Source organism: Streptomyces sp. NPDC096132 (assembly GCF_044763345.1).
In the GTDB taxonomy this organism is placed as follows: Bacteria; Actinomycetota; Actinomycetes; order Streptomycetales; family Streptomycetaceae; genus Streptomyces.
In genome coordinates this window covers 16,196-35,762 of the sequence record NZ_JBIWGA010000026.1, presented here as the reverse complement: position 1 = coordinate 35,762, position 19,567 = coordinate 16,196, and the positions used below count along the sequence as shown (strand labels likewise).

Here is a 19,567-nt window from a genome sequence, read left to right as displayed (position 1 = left end):
GTTCTGTCGCAACTAGGACCATGGTCGCGCGGGGATGGTTGCACGGGCGGGGAGAGGTCATTCATCAGCGCTTTCGGCGGTCCACTCCTCCCAGCTCATGTTCCAGCCGCCGAGCCCGTTGTCGGGGGCGACCTCCTTGTCCTTGCTGTGGACGACCTCGACGACGTCCCCGATGAGCGAGCGGTCGAAGAACCAGCCCGCGGGCGTGTCCGAGCTGCCGCCCCTGGTGTCCATCAGCCCCACGCAGCCGTGACTGATGTTGGCGTGCCCGAACACCTCCGGCCTCGCCCAGTAGTTGCCGTGCAGGAAGGTGCCGGAGTCGGTCAGCCGCATGGCGTGCGGCACGTCCGGGACGTCGTACTCGGCCTTGCCGTTCTTCTTCGTGAAACCGACCGTGGCCCCGTTCATCCGGGTCAGCTCCAGCATCTCGGAGACGACCATCTTCCCGTTGTACGTCGTCGTCTTGGGCGCCCCGGCCGTGATGGGCACGGTGGCGATCAGCTCGTCCTCGCGCCACACCTTCATGGTGTGCCGCGCCGCGTCGACCAGGGAGACCTGGCTGCGGCCGACGGTGAAGGAGAACGTCTTGTACTGCAGCCCGTAGACGCCCGGCGCCCCCTCCACGTCCCGCAGCCGCAGCGCGACCGTGACCTTGGTGCCGGGCTTCCAGTACTCCTCGGGCCGGAAGTCCAGGCGGTCGCCGCCGAACCAGTGCGGTCGGATCTCGACGGCCGGCTCGGCGGTGACCCGTACGGCGCGCTCGACGGCGGCCCGGTTCTCGATCTCCCGGTTGAAGCCCAGGGAGACGATCATCCCGGTGCCGACGGTGGAACGGTTCTCGGGGGTGACGTAGCTGACGAAGCGCTCCTTGGGGACGTACGTCGTGAAGGTGGCATGGCGGGCCGAGCGGTTGCCGTGGCCGTCCCGGGCCACGACGTCGACCGTGTAGCGGGCGGCGAGCGCCAGCCGGTCGTCGTCCGGTCGCCAGCTCCGCCCGTCGGCGGAGATCCGGCCGGGCACCTTCGACTCCTCGGCGTCCTGCGACTTCACCACCTTCACCGACTCCAGCCGTCCGGCCGGCACCCGCACCCGCAGACCGCCCTCGGGGCGCACGCCCTTCCTGCCGTCCTCGGGAGTGACGCGGATGACGTCCTCGGGAGCCGGGGGTTTGCCCATCGTCCGGTCCGTTCCGCCCCTGCCGTCGCCCGTGCAGCCTGCGGCCCCGGCCAGGAGTCCTGCCCATGTCACTACGGCGGCCACTGCGACGCCCGCGCGCCGTGCGCGCCCATGTACGTGCCTCACGTCGTATCCAACGACCGGGTGCGCTCCGGGGAAACGTGAGTGCGAGGCGCGCTCTGGGCAGAACAGGGGGAGGACGACAGCGCGGGACAGCGGCGGCCGGGACGCCGTACGCCCGTCCCGCACGTCGTACCCACGAGCCGCGGGAGGCTGAACGGTGTCCAGCGCAGCCGAGCAGAAGGCGGTGGCGGAGGAACGCGCCACGCCGGGCACCCGCCTGAACGGGGTGTCCCAGAAGGTGCCCGGCGTGCCCGTGCGCCCGGGCGCGCCCACCCCGCTCGGCGCCCGCTTCCGGGTCGGCCCGGACGGGGTCGCGGGCACCAACTTCGCGCTGTGGGCGGGCGGGGCGGAGGCGGTCGAGCTGTGTCTGTTCGACGAGGCCGGCCGGGAGACCCGCGCCGCGCTGACCGAGCTGACCCACGAGATCTGGCACGGCTTCGTCCCGGGGGTGATGCCGGGGCAGCGCTACGGCTTCCGGGTGCACGGCCGCTGGGACCCGTGGACCGGCGGTCGCTGGAACCCGGCGAAGCTGCTCCTCGACCCGTACGCCCGCGCGGTCGACGGCGAGTTCAGCCTGCCGCCGGAGGTGTACGGGCACGTCCGGGACTGGCCCCAGCAGCAGGTCGCGGACACCGTGCGCGACGAACGGGACTCGGCGCCGTACGTCCCGAAGGGCGTCGTCGTCCACGATGACGCACCCGACGACGAGTGGGTGGACGACCGCCGTCCGAAGACGCCCTGGGCGGACTCGGTCATCTACGAGCTGCACGTCAAGGGCTTCACGCGCCTCCACCCCGGTATCCCCGAGGAGTTGCGCGGCACCTACGCCGGTCTCGCGCACCCCGCGGCGATCGAGCACCTGGTGAAACTGGGCGTGACGGCGGTGGAGCTGCTCCCGGTCCACCAGTTCGCGCACGAGGACCATCTGCTGCGCCGCGGCCTCAGGAACTACTGGGGCTACAACTCCATCGGCTACTTCGCCCCGCACGCCGGGTACGCGTCCTCCGGTACGACGGGGCAGCAGGTCGGCGAGTTCAGGCGGATGGTGCGCGCGCTGCACGCGGCCGGCATCGAGGTCGTGCTCGACGTGGTCTACAACCACACGGCGGAGGCGGGCGAACTGGGCCCCACGCTGTCGCTGAAGGGCATCGACAACCGCGGCTACTACCGCCTCCAGTCCGACGCCCGCCGGTACGCGGACTACACGGGCTGCGGGAACACCCTGCACGTGGTGCAGCCGCACGTGCTGAGGCTGATCACGGACTCGCTGCGCTACTGGGTCACGGAGATGGGCGTGGACGGCTTCCGCTTCGACCTGGCGGCCGCGCTGGCCCGCTCGATGCACGACGTCGACATGCTCTCGCCCTTCCTCGCGGTGATCGCGCAGGACCCGGTACTGCGGCGGGTGAAGCTGATCGCCGAGCCGTGGGACGTGGGGTCGGGGGGCTACCAGGTGGGGGCCTTCCCGCCCCTGTGGACCGAGTGGAACGACCGCTACCGCAACGCCGTGCGGGACTTCTGGCGGCACGCGCTGCCGGACGTGCGGGAGATGGGCTACCGCCTGTCGGGCTCCAGCGACCTGTACGCCTGGGGCGGCCGCCGGCCGTACGCCTCCGTCAACTTCGTGACCGCGCACGACGGCTTCACGCTGCGCGACCTGGTGTCGTACGAACGCAAGCACAACGAGGCCAACGGCGAGGGCAACCGGGACGGCACGGACGACAACCGCGCCTGGAACTGCGGTGCGGAGGGGGAGACGGACGACGAGCGCGTACGGGCGCTGCGGCGCCGCCAGTTGCGCAACCTGCTCACGACGCTGCTGCTGTCGACGGGCGTGCCGATGCTGGTCGCGGGCGACGAGCTGGGGCGCACCCAGGGCGGCAACAACAACGCGTACTGCCAGGACAACGAGATCGGCTGGGTGGACTGGAGCCTGCTGGCGGAGCCGGGCTGGAAGGCCCTGTTCGACCTGACCTCCCGGCTGATCGCCCTGCGCCACCGCCACCCGGTGCTGCGGCGGCGGGCGTTCTTCTCCGGCCGGGCCCACTCGGCGGACGGGTTGCGGGACCTGGCCTGGTTCACGGCGCGGGGCACGGAGATGACGGAGGGCGACTGGTACGCCCCCGCCGCGACCCTCGGCATGTACCTCTCCGGCCGGGACATCCCCGGCCGCGACGAACGGGGCGCCCCGATCACCGACGACAGCTTTCTCGCCGTCCTGCACGCGGGCGACCGCCCCGTGAGCTTCGTCCTGCCGGGACCGCCGTGGGCGGAGCACTACGAGGTGGTCGTCGACACGTCGAGGGAGGAACAGCGGGACGCCCCGGGAGTCACCCACCGCGCGGGCACGGCGCTCACGGTGCCGGCCCGGGCGGTGGTGCTGCTGCGGGTGGTGGGGTGAGCCCGGGGCGCACGCCTCAGCGCGTCTCAGCGCGCCTCGGCGGCGGGCCAGGCTTGCGGGCTGCGGTGGTGGTTCGTATGGCCCTCGGCGAGGACGGTGCGCAGCGCCGTGAGGTGGGGGGTGTCCGGGGGGAGGTCCAGTGAGGTGAGGAGGGTGAGGGCGGCGGAGGGGTCCAGGTCGCCGTAGACGTCGTGGTAGCAGGCCAGCAGGGCCTGGAAGAGGGGGAGGTGGAGGGCGGGGACACGGGACGCCGTGGTGTACGCGGCCCGCTTCGACGCCCAGGGGACCGGGCCCGAGGAGGGCAGGACGCGGCGGGCCCGGCGCAGCAGGCGCCCGTCGTCCTCCCGCGTCAGGCGGTCGATGTCGTGGCCGAGCACCTCGGCGAACGCCGTCGCGGAGGTGGCGCGGTCCTCGAACCAGTCCGTCCACAGGGAGTGGGTGACGTGCTCGGCGTCCCGTTCCTCCTCCAGGCGCCGGCGGACGGCGGCCCAGAGGAGACCGGGCGGCAGGGGGCCGTCGGGTCCGCGGTCGGCCATGCGGATCTCGGACATCACCCAGCCGTCGTCCAGCAGGTCCAGCAACTCGAAGGCGAGGCGGATCCGGTCGGCCGCGGTCAGGTCGTCGTCCGTGAACACCTCGCCCGCCCACGCGTGCGCGACCTCGTTGCCCGTCAGCGGACGGTCCGGCGCCTCGGCGTCGGCCCAGCCGTCACCGGCGCGTACGACACCGCGCTCGGCCAGCCAGCGCTCCGCGTGCGTCATCCGTGCGCTCCTTCCCCGGTCCTCCGAAGATTCACTCGGAAGAGGGTACGGCCCCTCGAACGCGCAGGTCGTAGGACCGACGGCCGACCGAAGTCCGGCCAAAACCCGTTGGGCGATGTCAGTGGCGATCCGTAGGCTCGCCCCTGATGTCGACGACACGTGCAACCGCCAAGGACCGGTCCGCGGTGCGGACGTTGCTGCGACTGTGGCCGTATGTGCGGCCGGTGCGGACGCGGCTGTTCGCCGCCGCGTCCGTGGCCGTCGTCGCCTCCTGTGTGGGCCTGGTGATCCCGCTCGTCCTGAAGTGGATGGTGGACGGGCCGGTCGCCGAGCGGGACCCGGCCGGGGTGTGGCTGGGCGCGCTGTACCTGCTGCTGCTCGGCTTCACGGAGGCCGGTCTGTTCGGGATGCGGCGCTGGCTGGTGGCGCGCCCGCTGTCGCACGTCGAGGCGGAGATGCGGGCCGCCCTGTACCGGCGGCTCCAGCGGCTGCCGGTGGCGTTCCACGACCGGTGGCCCTCGGGTCAGCTGCTGTCCCGGGCGACCGCCGATCTGGGCCTGGTCCGGATGTTCCTGGCCTTCCCGTTGACGTTCCTGCTGGTCAACAGCGTGACCATCGTGGCCGGCGTGATCATCATGCTGATCCAGGACTGGACCCTGGGCCTGGTGATCCTGGGGCCCGCGATCCCGGTCATGGTGATGTGCGTGATCTTCGAGCACCGGTACGCGGTCGTGGCCCGGCGCGCCCAGGACCAGGTCGGGGACCTGACGACGGTGGTCGAGGAGAGCGTCCTCGGGATCCGCATCATCAAGGGCTTCGGGCGCCACCGCAGCCAGGCGCTCGCCTTCCGTGAGCTGACGACGACCCTGCGGGGCACGGAACTGCGCAAGGCGCGGCTGCTGGCGACGATCTGGGCGGTGATCGTGACCCTGCCGGAGATCGCGATCGGGGCGGCGCTGGTGCTGGGCTCGGTGCAGGTCGCGGACGGGGAGCTGTCCGCGGGCACCCTGGTCGCGTTCCTGTCGACGGCGCTCGCGCTGCGCTGGCCGGTGGACTCGATCGGCTTCCTGCTCGCGATGAGCCAGGAGGCGGCGACGGCGACCGAGCGGTACTTCGAGGTGATGGACGAGGAGCCGGAGTCGCGGGACGCTCTCACGCCGTCCCGTACGGCGCCATCGGGCCACGACGGCGGCCTGCGGTTCGACGGGGTCGTCTTCCGCTACCCCGACGCCGACCCCGAGGCGCCCCCGACCCTCGAACACGTCGACCTGCACATCCGGCCCGGGGAGTCCATGGCCCTCGTCGGGGCCACCGGCAGCGGCAAGACCACGCTCACCGCGCTCGTCCCCCGGCTGCACGAGGTGACCGCCGGGCGGATCACCCTGGACGGCGAGGACGTCACCGCGATGTCCCGCGAGGAACTGCGCTCCAAGGTCGCCGTCGCCTTCGAGGAGCCCACCCTGTTCTCGGCGAGCGTCGGGGAGAACGTGCTCATGGGCGCGGACGACGAGGCCGGGGCCGCCGAACTGGAGCGGGCCCTCGCCGTCGCCCAGGCCGAGTTCGTGCACGCGCTGCCGCAGGGCGCCGAGACCCAGGTCGGCGAGCAGGGGCTGAGCCTCTCCGGCGGCCAGCGGCAGCGGCTCGCGCTCGCCCGCGCGGTCGTCGGCCGGCCCCGCTTCCTCGTCCTGGACGACCCGCTGTCCGCACTGGACGTGCACACCGAGGCGGCCGTGGAGGCCGCGCTGCGCCGGGTCCTCGCCGACACCACCGCGCTGATCGTCGCCCACCGCCCCTCCACCGTGCTGCTCGCCGACCGGGTGGCCCTGCTGTCCGGCGGCCGGATCACCGCCGTCGGCACCCATCAGGAACTGCTGCGCGGCAACGCCGAGTACGCCCACCTCATGTCAGGAAACGGCCGCCAGGAGGACGACCGATGACCGCCCCCACCACCTCCTCCCCCACCACCGAGGACCCCCCGGAGGACCTGCCCGCAAGGCCTGCCGACGACCCCTTCGACAAGGACGTCCTGCCCACCCCGCCCGGCGCCACGGGCGCGCTGCTGCGCTCCCTGCTCGCCCCCATGAAGGCGCGCGTCGCCCTCACCACCGTCCTGCTGCTGCTCCAGCAGGCGGCGGTGCAGGCGGGCCCGCTGCTGGTGGCGTACGCCATCGACCGCGCCGTACCGGCCTTCCGGGACGACGACCGCGGGCCGCTGGTCGCGGTGGGCGCCGGCTATCTGCTGTGCGCGCTGCTCTCCGGCGTGCTGCAGTACGCGTTCCTGCTCGCCGCCGCCCGCGTCAACCAGGACGTGCTGCTCGATCTGCGCGGCCGTATCTTCCGGCACGCGCAGGCGCTCAGCGTCGACTTCCACGAGCGCTACACCTCGGGCCGGCTCATCTCCCGCTCCACCAACGACGTGGAGGCGCTGCGCGAGCTCCTCAACGAGGGCCTGCAGGAGCTGGTGACGGTCGTGCTGTCCTTCGGCTTCATCTCCGCGATGCTGCTCTGGCTGGACCTCGGGCTGGGCGCGGTCGCGGTGGTCTCCTTCGTGCCGCTGTACCTGCTGGTGCGGCTCTACCAGCGGCGGGCGGGACGGGTGTTCACGGCGCGGTCCACCGCCATCGCGGCCGTGATCGTGAAGTTCGTGGAGACGATGAACGGCATCCGCCCGGTGCGCGCGTTCCGCCGCGAGGCCGTCAACGACGCCGACTTCCAGGTCCTCAACCGGCGGCACGAGCGCACCAACGGCGACGCGCTGCTCGAGATGGCCCGCTATGTCGTCGGCTCCCGCCTGGTCGCCAACACGGCCGTCGCCCTGATCGTGCTGTGGGGCGCCTACCGGGTGGCGGGCGGCACGCTGGCGCTGGGTGTGCTGGCGGCGGCGGTGCTGTACCTGCGGCGGCTGTACGACCCGATCGACCGGCTCGGCATGTTCCTGAACTCGTACCAGTCGGCGGCGGCCTCGCTGGAGAAGATCGCGGGGCTGCTCGCGCAGACGCCGTCCGTGCCGGAGCCGTCCTCGCCGAAGGAGCTTCCCGCGCTCCGGGGCGGACTGCCCGGCCGGGAGGTCGTGTTCGACGGCGTCTCCTTCGGCTACCGCACCGGCGGCGAGGTCCTGCCCCTCTTCGACCTGACGCTGCCGGCCGGGCAGACGGTCGCGGTCGTCGGCTCGACCGGCGCGGGCAAGTCCACGCTGGCCAAGCTGCTCGCCCGCTTCTACGACCCGTCCCGGGGCCGGGTGCTGCTCGACGGCGTCGACCTGCGCGACCTTCCCGTGCCCGAGCTGCGGCGCGGGGTGGTCATGGTGACGCAGGAGGCGTTCCTGTTCTCCGGCACGGTCGCCGAGAACATCGCCATCGGGCGGCCGGACGCGACCCGGGAGGAGATCGAGCGAGCGGCGAAGGCGATCGGCGCGCACGAGTTCATCAGCGCCCTGCCCGACGGCTACGACACGGACGTCCGTAAGCGCGGCGGCCGTATCTCCGCCGGTCAGCGGCAACTCGTGGCGTTCGCCCGGGCGTTGCTCGCGGATCCGGCGGTGCTGATCCTGGACGAGGCGACCAGCTCGCTGGACATCCCCGGGGAGCGGGCCGTGCAGGCGGCGATGGCGACGGTGCTGAAGGGCCGTACGGCGGTGGTGATCGCGCACCGGCTGTCGACCGTGGAGATCGCCGACCGGGTACTGGTGATGGAGCACGGACGGATCGTCGAGGACGGCTCACCGGCCGATCTCGTCGCGGGCACGGGCCGGTTCGCGGACCTGCACCGGGCCTGGCGGGACAGTCTGGTCTGACGGCGGATCGGGGGCACTGGTGGTCGACGCGTACGAGGATCCCGGCACGCCGGACCGCCGTGGCGGCTGGGCGTATCTGGCGTGGCTGGTACGCCGCCAGCCACGGCGGGCGGTGGCCGGGGCGGTGCTGGCCAGTACCTGGATGGTGCTGATGGCGGTGTCGCCGTATCTGCTGTCGAAGGCGGTGGACGAGGGGCTGGAGCCGGGTGACACGACCGCGCTCGCCGGCTGGACGACCGTCCTCTTCGTCGTCGGGTCGGCCAACGCCTGGGTGAGCATCATGCGGCACCGCACGATGACGCGGCTCAGGATGGACGCCTACTTCCGCACGATCAAGGTCGTGATGGGACACGCGGTGCGGCTAGGGGACGCGCTGCCGCGCCGGGTGGGGGCCGGGGAGGTCGTCACGATCGGGGTGGGCGACGTGCAGACCATCGCCAACGCGCTGACCGTGATCGGGCCGGGCGTCGGCTCGCTCGTCGTGTACGTCGTCGTCGCCGGGCTGCTGCTGTCCGTCTCGCCGCTGCTGACGGTGGTCGTGCTGCTGGGGATGCCGGTGGTCGCCGTACTCGTCGGGCCGCTGATGGCGCGGCTGCGGGGCGCGGAGGGCGAGTACCGGGAGCGGCAGGGCGTGCTCACCTCACGGATCGGCGATCTGGCGGGCGGGCTGCGGGTGCTCAACGGACTCGGCGGGAAGGGCCTGTTCGCGGACGCCTTCGGGCGGGACTCGCAGCGGCTGCGGGAGCAGGGGTACCGGGTGGGCGCGGTGACCAGCTGGATGCAGGCGCTCGGCGTGGGGCTGCCGACGCTGTTCCTCGCCGTGGTGACCTGGCTGGCGGCCCGGCTCGCCGCCCAGGGGGAGATGACGGTGGGCCAGTTGGTGTCGGTGTACGGCTATGTCGCCGTGCTGGTCGGCCCGGTGGCGTTCCTCGTCGACATGGGCTACCAGCTCAGCCGGGGGGTCGTCGCCGCCGACCGGGTCGTACGGCTGCTGCGGGTGGAGCCCGACCCGGACACCGGTACCGCCGAGGCGCCCGCCGAGCCGTCGGTGCTGCACGACCCCGCGTCGGGTGTGCGGGTGACGCCGGGCCGGCTGACCGCGCTGGTGGGGGCGCGCCCCGCCGAGGTGACGGCCGTGGTCGACCGGCTGGGCCGGTACGGCCCCACGGACGCCACCTGGGGTGGGGTCCGGCTGGACGCGGTCCCGCTCTCCCAGGTCAGGGCCAGGATCCTGGTCGCCGACAACGAGGCCGATCTGTTCGCGGGCAGCCTGCGCGAGGTGGTGGGCGGGCGGCGGGAGCAGCCGTCGGCCGAGGTGCGGCGGGCGGTGCGGGCGGCCGCCGCCGACGACATCGTGCAGGGGCTGGCGGAGGGCCTCGACGCACCGGTGAGCGCACAGGGCCGCAGCCTGTCCGGGGGGCAGCGGCAGCGGGTGCGGCTGGTGCGGGCCCTGCTCGCCGACCCCGAGGTGCTGCTGGCCGTCGAACCGACGTCGGCCCTCGACGCCCACACGGAGGCGGCGGTGGCGGAGCGGCTGCGGGCGGCACGGGCGGGCCGGACGACGGTCGTGACCACGGCCTCCCCGCTGGTCCTCGACCACGCGGACACCGTGCTGTATCTGCTCGACGGGAAGGTCACGGCGAGCGGCCGTCATCGCGAGCTGTTGGAACGCGAACCGGGATATCGCGCGCTGGTGGCGCGGGACGCCGAGGAGGTCGTCGGGTGACGTCGGAGCGAGCCGTGCCGGGGCGGCTGCCCGTCGCCGGACCCGCCGAGGTCCGCCGTGCCGCCGTCCGGCTGGTGCGGGCGGACCGGCGGGCCTTCGCCGGGGTGCTGCTGCTCAATGTGCTGGCCGCGGGGGCGAGTCTCGCCGGGCCCTGGCTGCTGGGGCGGATCGTGGACGAGGTGCGGGCCGGGCGCGGAGTCGGGGCCGTGGACCGGCTGGCGCTCGGGATCCTGGCGGCCGCGCTCGCCCAGTTGCTCCTCGCGCGGTGGGCGCGGTACGCGGGGCACCGCTTCGGTGAGCGGACGCTCGCGCGGGTGCGGGAGGAGTTCGTCGGGCGGACGCTGGCGCTGCCCGCGTCGGTCGTGGAGCGGGCCGGCACCGGTGACCTGACCACACGCGGCACCGCGGACGTGGCCGCCGTGGGCACCACCCTGCGGGACGCGGGACCCGAGTTGCTGGTGTGCGGGGTGCAGGCACTGATCACGCTCGCCGCGGTGTTCGTGCTCGATCCGCTGCTCGGGGTGGTCGGGGTGCTCGGGCTGACCCCGATCGGGTTCGCGCTGCGCTGGTACCTGCGCCGGGCCCGCTCCGGCTATCTCGCCCAGGGCGCGGCGGACTCGGAGGTCGCCGAGATCGTGGCCTCGACCGCCGCCGGGGCCCGTACGGTCGAGGCGTTCCGGCTCCAGGAGCGGCGGACGGCGGCGAGCCGGGACGCGCTGGAGAGCGCGCGGCGCTCCCGCTTCCACACCCTGTACCTGCGGACGGTGTTCTTCCCGGTGGTGGAGGTGTCGTACTCCCTGCCGGTGGCGGGTGTGCTGCTGCTCGGCGGCTGGCTGCACGGGCGGGGCGCGATGAGCCTGGGCGCGGTGGTGGCGGCGGCGCTGTACCTGCGGCAGTTGATCGGGCCGCTCGACCAGATCCTGGTGCGGGTGGAGCAACTGCAGTCCAGCGGTGCCTCGTTCGCCCGGGTGGAGGGGCTGGCCCGGGCGCCGCGCGCCGACGCGGAGGGCCGTGCCGCGGCGCCGGCTCCGGCGGACGACCGGATCGACGTGACCGGTGTGCGCTACGCCTACGAGCGCGGTGGCGAGGTGCTGCGCGGGGTCGATCTGACCGTACGGCCCGGGGAGCGGCTCGCGGTGGTCGGCCCGTCCGGCGCGGGCAAGACCACGCTGAGCCGGCTGCTCGCGGGGGTGGACGCGCCGAGCGCGGGCCGGGTGACGGTGGGCGGGGTACCGGTCGCGGACCTGGCGCCCGAGACGCTGCGGCGGCAGGTCGTCCTGGTCACCCAGGAGCACCATGTGTTCCTCGGCACGGTCCGCGAGAACCTGCTGATCGCCGAACCGGCCGCGGCGGACGAGGAGTTGTGGGCGGCGCTGGCCGCGGTCGGCGCCGCCGGCTGGGTGCGGGAGCTGCCGGACGGCCTCGACACCGAGCTGGGTGCCTCCGGTCGCCGTACGGACGGCTCGCAGGCACAGCAACTCGCGCTCGCCCGGGTCGTGCTGGCCGACCCGCACACGCTGATCCTGGACGAGGCGACGGCTCTGCTGGACCCGACGACCGCCCGGCACACGGAGCGCGCGCTGGCCGCCGTGCTGCGGGGCCGTACGGTCATCGCGATCGCGCACCGGCTGCACACGGCGCACGACGCGGACCGGGTGGCGGTGATGGAGGACGGCCGGCTCACCGAACTCGGCGCGCACGAGGAGCTGGTGGCGGCGGACGGGGCGTACGCGGCGCTGTGGCGGACGTGGCACGGGGAGCCGCGGCAGGGTCGGTAAGATCCCTCTTGTCCGTATAGCGAACATGAACTCCCGGACAACGGACCATTTCCGGCCAACTTTCTGACGCGCTCCTGACAGACAGCGCAATCCACTGCCACTCTTCCCACTGCTACTTCACAGCAACCCCACAGCCACACCGTTCTGCGTACCGCCTTTGTCGTGCCCGGACGGCCCACCCGCCGGCCGGTCTCCCCAGGCCGCGTGATCCGCGGCCACGCAGAAGGAGTCAGTGTTGAGAAGCAGTTCCTCATCCAGACGCACCTCCCACACCCCGTACCGCAAGGCCGCGGCCGTCGCCCTCGTCGGCGTCTCCGCGCTCATCGCCGCCGCCGTGCAGTCCGGCGCCGCGTCCGCCGCCCCGGAGAAGGCACCGCAGGCGGCCAAGGCACGCCCGGGCGCCGAGTCGGTGCGCCTCTCCCCCGCCCAGCGCGCCGCGCTGATACGCGAGGCGGACGCCGGCAGGTCGGCGACCGCCAAGCAGCTGGGCCTGGGCGCCAAGGAGGCGCTCGTCGTCCGTGACGTGCTCAAGGACGCGGACGGCACCGTGCACACCCGCTACGAGCGCACCTACGCGGGCCTCCCCGTCCTCGGCGGCGACCTGGTCGTCGAGACCGCGAAGTCCGGTGCCACCGAGGCCGTCACCAAGGCCACCCGGGCCGCCATCAAGGTCGCCTCGCTCACGCCCACCGTCGCCGCGGCGAAGGCGGAGAAGCAGGCGCTGACCCTGGCGAAGGCCGACGGCGCCGAGAAGGCGGACACCAACCGCGCGCCGCGCAAGGTGATCTGGGCGGCGAACGGCACCCCGGTCCTGGCGTACGAGACGGTCGTCGGCGGCCTCCAGGAGGACGGCACCCCGAACGAGCTGCACGTCGTCACCGACGCCACCACCGGCAAGAAGCTCTACGAGTACCAGGGCATCGAGACCGGCACCGGCAACACCATGTACAGCGGCACGGTGACGCTGGGCACCACGCAGTCCGGGTCGACGTACAACCTGACCGACGGGGCGCGCGGCAACCACAAGACGTACAACCTCAACCGGGGCACCTCCGGCACCGGCACGCTGTTCTCCGGCTCCGACGACGTCTGGGGCAACGGCGCCGCGTCCAACACGGAGACCGCGGGCGCCGACGCGCACTACGGCGCCGCGCTCACCTGGGACTACTACAAGAACGTCCAGGGCCGCAGCGGCATCCGCGGTGACGGCGTCGGGGCGTACTCCCGCGTCCACTACGGCAACGCGTACGTCAACGCGTTCTGGTCCGACAGCTGCTTCTGCATGACGTACGGCGACGGGTCGGGCAACACCCACCCGCTGACGTCCATCGACGTGGCCGGGCACGAGATGACGCACGGCGTCACGTCGAACACGGCCGGCCTCAACTACAGCGGTGAGTCCGGCGGTCTGAACGAGGCCACGTCCGACATCTTCGGCACGGCGGTCGAGTTCTACGCCAACAACTCCTCCGACGTCGGTGACTACCTCATCGGCGAGGAGATCGACATCAACGGCGACGGCACGCCACTGCGGTACATGGACCAGCCGAGCAAGGACGGCTCGTCGTACAACAACTGGACCTCCAGCATCGGCAACGCCGACGTGCACTACTCGTCCGGCCCGGCGAACCACTTCTTCTACCTCCTGTCCGAGGGCAGCGGCGCCAAGACCATCAACGGCGTCAGCTACAACTCGCCCACCGCGGACGGCCTTCCGGTCACGGGCATCGGCCGGGACAAGGCGGAGAAGATCTGGTTCCGCGCGCTGACCACCAAGTTCACGACCACCACCAACTACGCGGCGGCCCGCACCGGCACCCTCGCGGCGGCCGGTGAGCTGTACGGCACCACCAGCGCCGAGTACACGGCGGTCGCCAACGCCTGGGCGGGCGTGGCGGTCGGCTCGCGTCCCGGCGGCGGTGGCGGTGGCGGCACCTCCTTCGAGAACACCGCCGACGTATCGATTCCGGACAACGGCGCGGCGGTCACCTCGCCGATCACCGTCTCCGGCCGCACGGGCAACGCGCCGTCCAACCTCCAGGTGGCCGTGAACATCGTGCACACCTACATCGGTGACCTCCAGGTGCAGCTGGTCGCCCCCGACGGCACGGCGTACACGCTGAAGGCGTACGGCACCGGCGGGAGCACGGACAACATCAACACCACGTACACCGTGAACGCGTCCTCCGAGGTCGCCAACGGCGTCTGGCAGTTGAGGGTCCAGGACAACGCGGCCGTCGACACCGGTTACATCAACAGCTGGAAGCTGACGTTCCCGTAGACCCGGGAACCCGCACAGCGGGCTGACAGCTGTCGAACAGCCGTCGAACAGGGCGCCGTTCCGGAGGAGCACCACCTCCGGGGCGGCGCCTCTTTTTTGCCAGCCGCTTACCTTCGACCTGTTGGCCTTTTACCCAGGTCAACTCCGTTTACATTTCGGCAATGTTCATCCGTACGTCGAATTTCAGCCAACATCACTTCGGGGTCCTGACATGTACGCGACCTTGATGCGAGGCTTCCTGCCAACCGCCGCACAACTTCACAACAGCTTCGGTCGGCATCCCCACGCCGCCCGGGCACCCCCACACCCAAGGAGCTTGTGTGACCTCCCTCTACGCGCGTCACAAGCGCACCACTCTGGCCATCGCCACCGCCGTCGCGGCCGGAGCCCTGGTCACCACCGGACTGACCTCCGGTGCCGTCGCCGCCCCGACCACCGCGGACGCCGCCGCCAAGCCCCTGGCCGTCCCGGTCGCGCTGTCCGCCTCCGCCCGCGCCTCCCTGATCCAGGACAAGCAGGCCGACGCGACCGCGACCGCGCAGGAGATAGGCCTGGGCGCCAAGGAGAAGCTGGTCGTCCGCGACGTCGTCAAGGACGCGGACGGCACGGTCCACACGCGCTACGAGCGGACCTACGCGGGCCTGCCGGTGCTCGGCGGCGACCTGGTCGTCCACGAGTCGGCGGCCGGTGCGAACAAGGGCGTCACCAAGGCGACGAAGGCCACCATCAAGGTCGCCTCGGTCAAGCCGGTCGTCACCGCCGCCAAGGCGGAGAAGCAGGCGCTGACCCTCGCCAAGGACGCCGGCTCGGCGAAGACCGAGGCCTCCGAGGCGCCCCGCAAGGTGATCTGGGCGGGCAACAGCAGCAAGCCGGTCCTCGCCTACGAGACGGTCGTCGGCGGCCTCCAGGAGGACGGCACCCCGAACGAGCTGCACGTCATCACCGACGCGGCCACCGGCAAGAAGCTCTACGAGTACCAGGGCATCGAGACCGGCACCGGCAAGAGCCTCTACTCCGGCACGGTGACGCTCGGCACCTACCTCTCGGGCTCGACGTACCAGCTGTACGACACCTCGCGCGGCGGCCACAAGACGTACAACAAGTCCCACGGCACGTCCTCCTCGGCGGGCACGCTGTTCACCGACGCCGACGACACCTGGGGCACCGGCGCGGCCTCCAGCTCGACCACCGACCAGACCGCGGCCGTCGACGCCGCCTACGGCGCCCAGACCACCTGGGACTTCTACAAGAACACCTTCGGTCGCAGCGGCATCAAGAACAACGGCGTGGCCGCGTACTCCCGCGTCCACTACGGCAACCAGTACGTCAACGCGTTCTGGGACGACAGCTGCTTCTGCATGACGTACGGCGACGGCGAGGGCAACACCAGCCCGCTCACCTCGCTGGACGTGGCCGGCCACGAGATGACCCACGGCGTCACCTCCAACACCGCGGGCCTGAACTACTCGGGCGAGTCCGGCGGTCTGAACGAGGCCACCTCCGACATCTTCGGCACGGCGGTCGAGTTCTACGCGGCGAACTCCAACGACGTCGGTGACTACCTCATCGGCGAGAAGATCGACATCAACGGCGACGGCACCCCGCTGCGCTACATGGACCAGCCGAGCAAGGACGGCGGCTCGGCCAACTACTGGTCGTCCTCGCTGAAGAACCTGGACGTGCACTACTCGTCCGGTCCCGCGAACCACTTCTTCTACCTCCTCTCCGAGGGCAGCGGCTCGAAGACGATCAACGGGGTGAGCTACAACTCCCCGACGTACAACAGCTCCACCATCACCGGCATCGGCCGCGCCAAAGCCGTCCAGATCTGGTACAAGGCGCTGACCACGTACATGACGTCGACGACCACCTACTCGGGCGCCCGCACGGCGACCCTGAGCGCGGCCTCGGCGCTGTACGGCTCCACCAGCACCGAGTACAAGACGGTGGCGGCGGCCTGGACGGCGGTCAACGTCAGCTAATCCTGTTTCAGGTGATGGGGCGGTACCCGGGACGAAGGCATCCCCGGGTACCGCCCTACCCTTGTCTCCCATGCCCCCCAAGGACTTCACGTACGACGACGTCGGCGCGACCCGTGACCGCCCCGGCTTCTGCCCGCCCGGCTTCCACCCCCTGCACGTCCGCACCCGCCTGGGTGAGGGCCACGACCTCTTCCGGCGCGCGGCGGAGGCCGTCATGACATGGGAGATGCACCGTGCGATGGGCGTCGGCGTCGACGCCTCGGCGGACCGGGCGGCCCCCGATGTGGACGTCACGATCACCCTGGCCGGCCTGATCAAGGCCCCCTGCCGGGTGATATGGACAGCGGACGAGCACCGGCGCGCCGGCTGGGCCTACGGCACCCTCTCCGGCCATCCGGAATCCGGCGAGGAGTCCTTCCTCGTCGACCGCACCGGCGACGGCACGGTCTGGCTGACGGTGTCGGCGTTCAGCCGCGCGGCGAAGTGGTACGCACGGGCGGGGGGTCCGGCGGTGCGGGGGCTGCAGAGCGCCTACGCGCGGCGGTGCGGGGTAGTGCTGCGGGGGTTGTGCGAGGAGGGACCGAAGATCTGAACCGCCCCCGGCCCACCACCAGGGCTCACACGGTCCGAAACCGTCTCCGCCGACCGCCGACCTCGAACCACAGCAGCTTCCCGCCGTTCCGCCCGAGCGGCCAACCACCCCACCAGTCGGCGTACTCCTGTACGAGGTACAGCCCGCGCCCGCCCTCACAGTCGGCCGGCGCGGGCGGCAGACGGTCTCCGGGCGGTTTGGTGAACGGCGCCGGGATGTGCGGGTCACTGTCCCAGACGCCCACCCTGAGCCGCCCGTCACCCACAGCGGTGAGCCGCAGCGAGGCCGGCCCCTCGGTGTGCAGATAAGTGTTGGCGACCAACTCCGACGTCAACAGCTCGACGGCTTCCAATACTTCCTGTCTTCCGTGCCCACCGAGCACCGCACGCACGGTCATACGTGCGACTCGTGCGGCTCTGGGGTCATGCGGCAGGCGGAGGGCGTACGACCAGGTGTCGGGCGGGGTTACGGTGACCATGGAACACCTCCGGGAGAAAAGGGACTTGGAGGACTCGTTCACGTCCGCGCCGGGTGGTGGGATTTGCCTGGGTTGGTGCGCTTCCGGCTTATGGGCGCGGGGTGTTGAGCGGGTACGTGACCACCGTAGGAGAGATGGTTAGATAGCTCTAACCAAATGAACTAGAAGACTCCAACCTTCACTCCTGCGAGGGGCTCAGAGCGCCACTTTGCGGCCAGGAAGGAACGCCGTGCCGCCCACCAACAACCCGACGCTGCGCCAGCGGAGACTCGGCGCCGAGCTGCGCAAACTCCGTGAGCGCACCGGACTCACGACGACCGGTGCGGCCCACCTTCTCGGCGTCAACCAGGCACGCATCAGCATGATCGAGACCGGCCGGACACCGGTCAGCGCCGACCGCATCCGCACGATGGGTCGCGCCTACGACTGCTCCGACGAGCAACTGGTCGACGTCCTAGCTGCGATGACGGGCCGACGTACGCGCGGCTGGTGGGAGGAGTACCGCGACCACGTACCCGTGGCGCTGGTCGATCTGGCCGAACTGGAGCACCACGCCACCGCCCTCCGCGTGGCCCTTCTCTTCCACATCCCGGCCCTGCTCCAGACCGCCGATCACGCCCGAGCCCTGCTGAAGGCGGTAGTTCCGCCCATGCGACAGTACGAGATCGAACACCGCCTGACCCACCGCATGAAGCGGCAAGGAATCCTGCACCGGGAGAACCCGCCTCCCTACACGGCAGTCATTCACGAGGCCGCCCTGCGCATGGGCTTCGGCGGCCCGGCCATCGCCCGCGCCCAACTGAAGCACCTGATCGACATGAGTGAATTGCCCCATGTCACCATCCGCGTCATCCCTTTCGGAGCGGACGACTTCCCGACCACCGGTCAGTCCTTCGACTACGTGGAAGGCGCGCTACGGCAACTCGACACGGTCCAACTGGACTCACACCACGGCGCATGTGAATTCCTCGACGCGGAAGCGCAGTTGGACAAGTACCGTGAGGTACTCGACCGCATGGAGTCCTGCTCCCTGGGCACGACCGAGTCACGCGACTTCATCCACGACCTGTAAAGGAACCCGCCGTGTCGACCCTCCACTGGCAGAAATCCTCCTACAGTGGCGACGGCTCCAACTGCCTCAACATCGCCGCCGACGCCGTCGGCACGATCCATCTACGGGAGAGCGACGAGCCGGACGCCATCCTCACCACGACCACGCCCAGCCTGCGTGCCTTGATATGCAGCCTCAAGGACACCCCGGAACAGCTCCGAACCCACGCATAACTACCGCGCCCCCGCCCGTACATCAGCCCTGACCGGCCCCCGAGCCCGGAATCGCCGTCTCGACCGGATCACCGGGCCGCCATTCCGCAGAGCTCCACTCCGGCGTAGGGGCTGGACGGTCCGGCGCGGGTGGAGGATTCGCGCCACGGTTGGGATTCTGCGGAACAGAGTCTGACCCGCCCGACCCACTATCCGTCGTACCGGAGCCGTTCGAATGGCCGGAACCACTGCCCACGTGCGCCGACGAGTCCTTCGTCACCTGCGGAGCGGAGGTCTTCGACGGTGAGGGCGTGGGCGATGCGGTCGCGGAGCGACTCGGAGCCGGGCTCGGTAGCGCAACACCGCTCGACGAACTCGCCGACGCGGACGCAGAAGTGGCAGGCGAACGCACCGCTGCTGCCGGCTCGTCAGCAGGGGCACCACCGGCAGCTGAGCATCCCACCACGCACAAACTGGCCAGTGTGACGGCAGTCCCCAGCGCCGTCGACCGTAGAAGGCGGCCTATCCCCATCTTGGGTCTCTCTTCGCTGGCTTGCTTCATTCCGCTCATTCGCTGCTCTGATTCGGTTGTCTCGAACATGGAAATCCAGCACAACTGCCGCACTCGACCTTTGAGATGATTGACGCCTTCTGCGCCCGATTTCCGCCCCTTCTTCTTCCGAGTCAGGAATCAGGTTGATAGAACGGAACATGGACCAGGTCAGCGATACCGAAATCTTCCATCGAGACGTCGACCAGAACTCGATAAACAAACTCCGACATGGGCATCTGGTAAATCTTCCACTCCCCCCCATCCTCCCGGGCCACCACAGGCCAATCATCAGGTCGACCATCTGCACTGGCGAGCCAATAATACTCTGCAGCCGTTACGGAAATCCCCCAAGGAAGCAGCCCCTGACCTCCACTTCGAAAGAGACCATAAGGCTCATAGATATGTCTAACTACAGCATGCTGTTCCGCCATGCCACCAAAACGCCTCAGTTTATCAAATGCCACCAAACTATCGCCACCAGAGGACGAATAGACTTCAAGATAACCACTGAACTGGCCCTGACCGAAACACTGACAGAACGCTTTGAAGTCCCCAGGGAGTTCGACGCCGAGGCGCTGCTCGATGTCATCCCACAAGATCTCCAGATCCTGTGACCGCCAGGAAACCGCTGCCGCGAGGCGCTCTACCCAAGCCATCATC

Annotated in this window: 14 protein-coding genes; 10 read left to right on the top strand and 4 right to left on the bottom strand. The window is 70.9% G+C overall.

Annotation, left to right across the window (positions count from 1 at the left end):
* Positions 1-57: 57 nt before the first annotated feature.
* A complete protein-coding gene (locus ACIRF9_RS41220) occupies positions 58-1,302 on the bottom strand; it encodes an Ig-like domain-containing protein (protein WP_403833433.1) in 1,245 nt (414 codons plus the stop codon).
* Between the two features lie 154 nt (positions 1,303-1,456).
* Here ACIRF9_RS41220 and glgX point away from each other — a divergent pair, with 154 nt between their 5' ends.
* Positions 1,457-3,700, top strand: coding sequence for a glycogen debranching protein GlgX (glgX, locus tag ACIRF9_RS41215; RefSeq protein WP_403833430.1), 2,244 nt, complete (start codon positions 1,457-1,459; stop codon positions 3,698-3,700).
* 26 nt (positions 3,701-3,726) lie between these two features.
* On the opposite strand, the gene ACIRF9_RS41210 is transcribed toward glgX, so the two are convergent.
* Positions 3,727-4,461 carry a hypothetical protein gene (locus ACIRF9_RS41210; protein WP_403833427.1) on the bottom strand — a complete coding sequence of 245 codons (735 nt, stop codon included), beginning with the start codon at positions 4,459-4,461 and terminating at the stop codon, positions 3,727-3,729.
* A 146-nt stretch (positions 4,462-4,607) separates the two neighbouring features.
* Here ACIRF9_RS41210 and ACIRF9_RS41205 point away from each other — a divergent pair, with 146 nt between their 5' ends.
* The 7 genes from ACIRF9_RS41205 to ACIRF9_RS41175 all read left to right on the top strand — a co-directional run bounded on the left by ACIRF9_RS41205 (position 4,608) and on the right by ACIRF9_RS41175 (position 16,613).
* Positions 4,608-6,398, top strand: coding sequence for an ABC transporter ATP-binding protein (locus ACIRF9_RS41205; RefSeq protein ID WP_403833424.1), 1,791 nt, complete (start codon positions 4,608-4,610; stop codon positions 6,396-6,398).
* A complete protein-coding gene (locus ACIRF9_RS41200; RefSeq protein WP_403833421.1) occupies positions 6,395-8,254 on the top strand; it encodes an ABC transporter ATP-binding protein in 1,860 nt (619 codons plus the stop codon). Before ACIRF9_RS41205 ends, ACIRF9_RS41200 begins: the two co-directional genes overlap by 4 nt.
* A 19-nt stretch (positions 8,255-8,273) precedes the next feature.
* The gene (locus ACIRF9_RS41195; protein WP_403833419.1) at positions 8,274-9,980 is read left to right on the top strand and encodes an ABC transporter ATP-binding protein; all 1,707 of its coding nucleotides are present in this window, start codon (positions 8,274-8,276) and stop codon (positions 9,978-9,980) included.
* Positions 9,977-11,758: an ABC transporter ATP-binding protein gene (locus tag ACIRF9_RS41190; protein WP_403833417.1), complete on the top strand. Its 1,782-nt coding sequence runs from the start codon at positions 9,977-9,979 to the stop codon at positions 11,756-11,758. The genes ACIRF9_RS41195 and ACIRF9_RS41190 overlap by 4 nt, the downstream gene beginning before the upstream one ends.
* Before the next feature lie 235 nt (positions 11,759-11,993).
* The gene (locus tag ACIRF9_RS41185) at positions 11,994-14,039 is read left to right on the top strand and encodes a M4 family metallopeptidase (RefSeq protein ID WP_403833415.1); all 2,046 of its coding nucleotides are present in this window, start codon (positions 11,994-11,996) and stop codon (positions 14,037-14,039) included.
* Positions 14,040-14,359: 320 nt separating this feature from the next.
* A complete protein-coding gene (locus ACIRF9_RS41180; protein ID WP_403833412.1) occupies positions 14,360-16,021 on the top strand; it encodes a M4 family metallopeptidase in 1,662 nt (553 codons plus the stop codon).
* A gap of 70 nt (positions 16,022-16,091) precedes the next feature.
* Complete coding sequence (locus tag ACIRF9_RS41175) at positions 16,092-16,613, top strand: DUF1990 domain-containing protein (protein ID WP_403833410.1); 522 nt, start codon at positions 16,092-16,094, stop codon at positions 16,611-16,613.
* A 25-nt stretch (positions 16,614-16,638) separates the two neighbouring features.
* On the opposite strand, the gene ACIRF9_RS41170 is transcribed toward ACIRF9_RS41175, so the two are convergent.
* A complete protein-coding gene (locus ACIRF9_RS41170) occupies positions 16,639-17,091 on the bottom strand; it encodes an ATP-binding protein (RefSeq protein ID WP_403833407.1) in 453 nt (150 codons plus the stop codon).
* 229 nt (positions 17,092-17,320) lie between these two features.
* Here ACIRF9_RS41170 and ACIRF9_RS41165 point away from each other — a divergent pair, with 229 nt between their 5' ends.
* Complete coding sequence (locus ACIRF9_RS41165) at positions 17,321-18,163, top strand: helix-turn-helix domain-containing protein (RefSeq protein ID WP_403833404.1); 843 nt, start codon at positions 17,321-17,323, stop codon at positions 18,161-18,163.
* Between the two features lie 11 nt (positions 18,164-18,174).
* The gene (locus tag ACIRF9_RS41160; RefSeq protein WP_403833402.1) at positions 18,175-18,375 is read left to right on the top strand and encodes a DUF397 domain-containing protein; all 201 of its coding nucleotides are present in this window, start codon (positions 18,175-18,177) and stop codon (positions 18,373-18,375) included.
* 663 nt (positions 18,376-19,038) lie between these two features.
* On the opposite strand, the gene ACIRF9_RS41155 is transcribed toward ACIRF9_RS41160, so the two are convergent.
* Positions 19,039-19,563: an SMI1/KNR4 family protein gene (locus ACIRF9_RS41155; RefSeq protein WP_403833400.1), complete on the bottom strand. Its 525-nt coding sequence runs from the start codon at positions 19,561-19,563 to the stop codon at positions 19,039-19,041.
* Between the last annotated feature and the right edge of the window lie 4 nt (positions 19,564-19,567).

Coding starts and splice junctions, on each gene's coding strand:
- ACIRF9_RS41175 (WP_403833410.1), top strand. CDS start 16,092: ATGCCCCCCAAGGACTTCACGTACGACGACGTCGGCGCGACCCGTGAC.
- ACIRF9_RS41205 (WP_403833424.1), top strand. CDS start 4,608: ATGTCGACGACACGTGCAACCGCCAAGGACCGGTCCGCGGTGCGGACG.
- ACIRF9_RS41210 (WP_403833427.1), bottom strand. CDS start 4,461: ATGACGCACGCGGAGCGCTGGCTGGCCGAGCGCGGTGTCGTACGCGCC.
- ACIRF9_RS41155 (WP_403833400.1), bottom strand. CDS start 19,563: ATGGCTTGGGTAGAGCGCCTCGCGGCAGCGGTTTCCTGGCGGTCACAG.
- ACIRF9_RS41170 (WP_403833407.1), bottom strand. CDS start 17,091: ATGGTCACCGTAACCCCGCCCGACACCTGGTCGTACGCCCTCCGCCTG.
- ACIRF9_RS41200 (WP_403833421.1), top strand. CDS start 6,395: ATGACCGCCCCCACCACCTCCTCCCCCACCACCGAGGACCCCCCGGAG.